Genomic DNA, 6208 nt, shown 5'->3' with positions numbered 1-6208 from the left:
GGCATAAGCCGTAAAGCCATTGCGCAGGGAAGGCCGGGTGTTCTCCGCTGCCCTGTATGCTCGTGTGCATTTTGTTTTGTGCAAACCGCACGCGAGACCGCGGGTGCAGCGCGCACCCGGTCTTCCCTGCGCCCTCTGTTCATGAGGGCCAAGGAATTTCTGGCAAAGCTCGGGCAGATGATGCCGCGAGAATGCGAAGGTGCGTTTAGGCCACGGTGCAACAACAAACACGCTGTCGTCCCGGCCTTGAGCCGGGACCCATACGCCGCGGCCCATCGGTTAGAGCGCTGGCGTTGGAGACCTTCTGCAAACAATAACTGCCGCGGAGTATGGGTCCCGGCTCAAGGCCGGGACGACGGGTTGATAGATCTCGGGACGCAGCCGCTACGTCACGACCGCGCCAAACCGCGCCAGGAACTGCTTCTCCGCCTTGGCTGCGGTCCATGGCGTCAGATATTCGCGCACGGTTGGTTCGGGCAGGCCGGGATCCTTGCCGAACAGGCGTTTCGCCTCGGCCTCGGCAAAGCCTGCCAGATGGGTGGCTTCGAGATAGGCCGCGCCGCGGTCGGCGGCCTTGATCGCCTGCGTGATGGCATCCGCCAGTACCGGCGGCAGGCCGAAGCGGATATGGATCGCCGCCAGCAGGCGTTTCTCCACCACCTTGTAATCGCCGCCGATCACCGCCTTGAACGGCGAGATCATGTCGCCGATCACGTATTCCGGCGCATCGTGCAGCAATGCGGCGAGCCGGAATTTGAGATCGACACGCGGCATCTGCTCGCGCAGCACCGCCTCCACCAGCAGCGTGTGCTGCGCCACCGAAAAGATATGCGCGCCGCTGGTTTGGCCGTTCCAGCGCGCGACGCGGGCGAGGCCATGGGCGATATCGGCGACCTCGATGTCGAGCGGCGAGGGGTCGAGCAGATCGAGCCGCCGTCCCGACAGCATCCGCTGCCAGGCCCGGGTCGAGACATCGGAAGATTTGCCAGATGTTCTTCTTGGCGTCATTTGACCTTGAGGCGGGGCTTGCGATGTTGACCGCTGCAGGTCTCGTGGCAGAAGCACGTGACCAGATGGTCGTTGACCATGCCGGTGGCCTGCATGAAGGCGTAGACGATGGTCGGGCCGACGAACTTGAATCCGCGCGCGCCGAGCTCCTTCGATATTTTGATCGACAGCGGCGTCGAAGCCGGCACGCTGGCGGTGGTCTTGAACTGATTCACCTTCGGCTTGCCGTCGACGAAGTCCCACAGGAATTTCGAGAAGCCCGCGCCTTCTTCCATGATCTTTTGATAGCCCTTGGCGCTGTTCACGGCGCCTTCGATCTTGGCGCGGTTGCGGACGATGCCGGCATCGTTCATCAGCGCGTGGACTTTCTTCTCGCTGTAGCGCGCGATCTTCTCCGGCTGGAAATCGTCGAAGGCTTTGCGAAAGTTCTCGCGCTTGCGCAGGATCGTGATCCAGGAAAGGCCGGCCTGAAAACCGTCGAGGATCAGCTTTTCGTACAGCGCGCGGTCGTCATATTCAGGCACGCCCCATTCGGTGTCGTGATAGGCCATGTAGAACGGATCTTCGCCCGGCCACGGGCAGCGGGTCTTGCCGTCGGTATGCAGGCGTGCAGAGCGGCTCATCGGACTTTGCTCATGCGACGGTCTGCTTCGGCGGCGTGCGCACGTCGTTCGGATCGGTGAGGCGGATCGCAAGCCCGCCGGCCGACAGCGTCAGGCCGGCGTCGAGCGCGTCGGCGACGCGATCGGTCCGCACCAGCGCGATGCCGTGGCCGCCGGCGGTCGATCCCATGGTGCCGACCGGCTTGTCGCCGGCGACAACGGGGATGCCGGCCTCGGGCGAGAAATCTTCCAGCGTGACCCGAACCGCGCGGGTGCGCGCGGTGCCGCGATGCTGCATCCGCGACACCACCTCCTGCCCGACGTAACAGCCCTTGTCGAAATCGATGCCGTGCAGGCGGTCCATATTGGTCTCGTGCGGAAACGCGTCGCTGTACATGAAATCGAGTCCGCCGCGCGGCACGCCCGCGGCGACGCGGCGGACCTCATAGGCGGCTTCACCGACGAGTTCTGCGCCGATCAAATCGGCGACTTTCTGCTTGAGCTCTTCGGGAACCAGGATGCGCCAACCGAGCGTTTCGTTGCGCGGGTCGGCGAAAGCAAGATCAGGCTTCATCGAGGGCTCGCCGTCCCACACCGCGAGCACGCCGAGGCTGTCGGAGAGGTTTTCCACCGCGACCTTGGCACGCAGCTTGTAGAAGCCGAGCTTGTCGGCGAGGCCTTTTGCCAATGGGCGCGGCAGGTCGATCAGGAAGCCGCCGCCATGGCCGCTGGAAGCCTCCGTGATCAGGAAATCCGCTGTTATCTTGCCCTGCGGGGTCAGCAGTGCGCCGAACCGGCCAAGGCCCGGCCGCAGCAGCGTAACGTCGGTCGTAACGAGGCCGTTGAGGAAATTGCGGGCGTCCTCGCCCGAAACCTTGACCACGCCCCGGTCGGTAAGAAACGCTGCTTTCATGCGCTGAAAAGGCCTATTTTGGAGGTTCTTCTTGAATTTCGCTGGAAGTTCTCTTGCAACTTCTCGTTCAAGTTCTCGTTCAAGTTCCTGGGGAAACACAGGTGCCGGATATCACATGGGAAGTTAAGGCGCTAAGGTGCCGTCAACAAGCCCGAGAGGCAGCCTAAAACGGGCGTCGAGGACCGATGAATCAGCGATTTGATACCATTCTAAAATCCGGCACCGTGGTCAATCAGGACGGCGAGGCCATCCGCGACATCGGCATTTCCAATGGCCGGATCGCCGCGATCGGCGGGCTCGGGCAGGCGTCCGCCGCCGAGACGATCGACTGCAAGGGCCTGCACATCCTGCCCGGCGTGATCGACACCCAGGTGCATTTCCGCGAGCCGGGCCTGACCCAGAAGGAAGACCTGGAAACAGGATCGCGCAGCGCCGTGATGGGCGGGGTCACCGCCGTGTTCGAAATGCCGAACACCGATCCCCTGACCGTCACCGAGGCGACCTTCAGCGACAAGATCAGGCGCGCCCATCATCGCATGCATTGCGACTTTGCGTTTTTCATCGGCGGCACCCGCGACAACGTCGCCGATCTGCCGGAACTGGAACGCGCGCCGGGTTGCGCTGGCGTCAAGGTGTTCATCGGCTCCTCGACCGGCGCGCTCTTGGTCGAGGACGACGAAAGCCTGCGGCGCATTTTTGCCGTCATCAAGCGCCGCGCCGCGTTCCATGCCGAGGATGAATACCGCCTCAACGAGCGCAAGTCGCTGCGCATCGAAGGCGATCCGCGTTCGCACCCGGTGTGGCGCGACGAGACCGCGGCGTTGATGGCGACGCAGCGGCTGGTGAATATTGCCCGCGAGAGTGGCAAGCGGATTCACGTGCTGCATATCTCGACCAAGCAGGAGATCGACTATCTGCGCGACCACAAGGACGTTGCGTCCTGCGAGGCGACGCCGCATCACCTGACGCTGGTGGCGCCCGAATGCTACGAGCGGCTCGGCACCCACGCCCAGATGAATCCGCCGGTGCGCTCGGCCGATCACCGCGACCGCATCTGGTACGGCATCGAGCAGGGCATCATCGACGTGCTCGGCTCCGACCACGCGCCGCATACGCTGGAGGAGAAGGCAAAAACCTATCCGGCCTCGCCCTCTGGCATGACGGGTGTGCAGACGCTGGTGCCTGTCATGCTCGACCACGTCAACGCCGGGCGCTTGTCGCTGCAGCGTTTCGTCGATCTCAGCAGTGCCGGCCCCGCGCGGCTCTACAACATCGCGACCAAGGGCCGCATCGCCGCCGGCTATGATGCCGACTTCACGATCGTCGATCTCAAGCGCTCTGAGACCATCACCAACAAATGGGTGGCTTCGAAGGCGGGCTGGACGCCCTATGACGGCATGCGCGTCACCGGCTGGCCGGTCGGCACCTTCGTGCGCGGCAAGCGCGTGATGTGGCAGGGCGAACTGACGACGCCATCGACCGGCGAGCCGGTGCGGTTCCTGGAGACGCTGAGGGCGTAGGGCTTCTCTTCTGTCATTCCGGGGCGATGCGAAGCATCGAACCCGGAATCTCGAGATTCCCCGGTGCGCAATTGCGCACCTGAGGTCTGGTGCTAACGCACCATCCCGGAATGACAGTGTCTGGAGTTACTGCCGCGCCAGCGACAACGAAAATTCGCCATTGCGTACGCGCGCGGGAAGGCCTTCGACGAATTTCGCCACCGCGTCCTCACCATAGGTCGAGACCAGTTCGGCCAGCGCCGTGAACAGGCTCGCCTGCGCCAGGCAGTCGCCGTCGACGCCATCGTGGCGCGCCTCGGCCCAGGCCTCATGGAGGTAGCTGAGCGCCGCCTGCTTTTGCTCGTGATCGGGAAGCGGGTCGCGGTGAAGCGAATAAGACGCAGGATGGCTCATGAAACTCGACAGACGTTGCGCGCGTTCCCCAGCGGAGCGCGTCTGATCGCCAAGCTGTAGCATGCGCCGCAGGGCCTGCTAGGCCACATCTTTAAGAAAGGTTAACGCCGCTCTCGGCATTTGATGGGCCCGCGGGTTCCGCGAGAAAATTCCGGGAAATGCAGTCGAGTATGGCCTGCGGCGTGGCGCAGACATGCAGCGCGCCGGCCCCGATCAATTCGTCCTTGCTGCCATAGCCGTAGAGCACGCCGATTGCCTGCATGCCATTGTTCCTGGCGCCGACGATGTCGTGGCTGCGGTCGCCGATCATCAGCGTCTTGGACGGATCGACGGCTGCGATCTTCAGCGCGTATTCCAGGAGATCGGACTTGTCGACGCGGGTGCCGTCGAGCTCGGAGCCGAACACATGCTCGAAATGATGGCGCAGCCCGAAATGCTCGACGATGCGTGTCGCGAACACATGCGGCTTGCTGGTGGCGACGAACAACCGGTGGCCGGACTGGCGGAGTTTCGTCAGCAATTCGCTGATCCCGTCATACACGCCGTTCTCGTACAGCCCGACGTCGGAAAATCGCTCGCGGTACAGCGACACGGCGCGGTCGGCGGAATCTTCCGCGCCCAGCAGTCTGACAAAACTGGCGCGCAGCGGCGGGCCGATGCACCAGGTCAGTTCGTCTTCGGTCGGGATGCTGTGATGGTCGAGCTTTTGCAGCGCATACTGGATCGAGCGCGTGATGCCGGGTTTTGGATCGGTCAGCGTGCCGTCGAGGTCGAAATAGATTGCGTTGAGACTCATGTCAGTTCGCATAGCGAGCAGTCAGGTCGCGCGAGATTTTCGAGCCTTCTTCGATGTAGCGTCGGATCGCGATCGAGGCGGCGGGCGTGCAGGTGCGGTAGGTCTGCTGGAAGCCGTTATAGCCGCGGTTGAAGGCGGCGATCATGCGCGCGCGGCGTTCGCCCGAAGGCGTTTCGGCATCGACCAGCGCCTGCATTTCGTTGCGCCATTTCGCACCTTCATTGTTGCCGCAGATGCCGCGCAAATAGTGAAGCGTGCCGAGGATTTCGGCCAGCCGCTGCAAATCGCGGTCAAACGGCGCGGCGCCATCCTGGGCCCGCGCGGGCGCCAGATGGCAGGCCGAGATGAGGATGAGGACGGCAAAAAAGTGCTTGCGCATTTGGGGGTCCAGAACCCGCCCGATATGCCCCCTCAATGCGCCGGTGGCAAGACATAGCGTTTTCAAGCGAAGCATGCCCTCGGGCTTGATCCGGGGGTGGACACCGGTTCGCGTCAAGAAAACGCGTCAAAACAAAGGACTCGCGCCTAAACCAGCTTCCGTGCGGCTGCTAAGACCTCCAGGAGGCCGCCGGTGAGCCTGAGATCGCCGAGCGCATCGGGATCAAACCATCCGAAATCGTCGTGCTCATCGTTCAGGACCGGCTCCCGGGCGGTCCAGCGCGCCGCGAACGACATGATCAGATAATGCCCGCCGCCGCCGGTTCCCGGCAGCACTTCGCGCCAGCCGGCTAGCGCCAGAATCTCGATTCGCAGGCCCGTTTCCTCGTCGACCTCGCGATGCAGCGCCGTATGCAGCGATTCGCCGAATTCGACCCGGCCGCCGGGGAACGAATAAAAGCCCTTGCCCGGCGAGCGTGAGCGCCGGACCAGCAGTACCTTGCCGTCGCGAAAGATCGCGCCGCTGACGGCGAGCTGGGGACGGGTGGGCGGGGCTGGCGAATCCAAGGCTTGATCCGGCAAAAGTGGTGGACGGTTT

Annotated in this window: 8 protein-coding genes; 1 reads left to right on the top strand and 7 read right to left on the bottom strand. The window is 63.5% G+C overall.

The window, feature by feature from the left end:
* Positions 1–384 precede the first annotated feature (384 nt).
* From JQ600_RS22615 to JQ600_RS22605, 3 genes are read right to left on the bottom strand one after another with little or no spacing between them, the layout of a single operon-like run.
* A complete protein-coding gene (locus JQ600_RS22615; protein ID WP_212385809.1) occupies positions 385–1008 on the bottom strand; it encodes an HD family hydrolase in 624 nt (207 codons plus the stop codon).
* Complete coding sequence (locus tag JQ600_RS22610; protein WP_212385810.1) at positions 1005–1631, bottom strand: DNA-3-methyladenine glycosylase I; 627 nt, start codon at positions 1629–1631, stop codon at positions 1005–1007. The genes JQ600_RS22615 and JQ600_RS22610 overlap by 4 nt, the downstream gene beginning before the upstream one ends.
* 10 nt (positions 1632–1641) lie before the next feature.
* Entirely contained in the window at positions 1642–2523 is an 882-nt protein-coding gene (locus JQ600_RS22605; RefSeq protein ID WP_212385811.1) for a folate-binding protein YgfZ, read from the bottom strand.
* 185 nt (positions 2524–2708) lie between these two features.
* On the opposite strand from JQ600_RS22605, the gene JQ600_RS22600 reads away from it, so the two are divergent.
* Positions 2709–4043 carry a dihydroorotase gene (locus JQ600_RS22600; protein ID WP_212385812.1) on the top strand — a complete coding sequence of 445 codons (1335 nt, stop codon included), beginning with the start codon at positions 2709–2711 and terminating at the stop codon, positions 4041–4043.
* A gap of 126 nt (positions 4044–4169) precedes the next feature.
* On the opposite strand, the gene JQ600_RS22595 is transcribed toward JQ600_RS22600, so the two are convergent.
* The 4 genes from JQ600_RS22595 to JQ600_RS22580 all read right to left on the bottom strand — a co-directional run bounded on the left by JQ600_RS22595 (position 4170) and on the right by JQ600_RS22580 (position 6177).
* Positions 4170–4436, bottom strand: a complete 267-nt coding sequence (locus JQ600_RS22595) for a hypothetical protein (protein ID WP_192735255.1) — start codon at positions 4434–4436, stop codon at positions 4170–4172.
* Positions 4437–4527: 91 nt separating this feature from the next.
* A complete protein-coding gene (locus tag JQ600_RS22590) occupies positions 4528–5232 on the bottom strand; it encodes an HAD family hydrolase (protein WP_212385813.1) in 705 nt (234 codons plus the stop codon).
* Position 5233: 1 nt separating this feature from the next.
* Positions 5234–5611 carry a TIGR02301 family protein gene (locus JQ600_RS22585; protein WP_212264208.1) on the bottom strand — a complete coding sequence of 126 codons (378 nt, stop codon included), beginning with the start codon at positions 5609–5611 and terminating at the stop codon, positions 5234–5236.
* A 146-nt stretch (positions 5612–5757) separates the two neighbouring features.
* On the bottom strand, positions 5758–6177 hold the full coding sequence (locus JQ600_RS22580; protein WP_212385814.1) for an NUDIX hydrolase: 420 nt from the start codon (positions 6175–6177) through the stop codon (positions 5758–5760).
* Between the last annotated feature and the right edge of the window lie 31 nt (positions 6178–6208).

Source organism: Bradyrhizobium sp. AUGA SZCCT0176 (genome assembly GCF_018130145.1).
In the GTDB taxonomy this organism is placed as follows: Bacteria; Pseudomonadota; Alphaproteobacteria; order Rhizobiales; family Xanthobacteraceae; genus Bradyrhizobium.
This window is presented reverse-complemented; position numbering and strand designations above follow the sequence as displayed.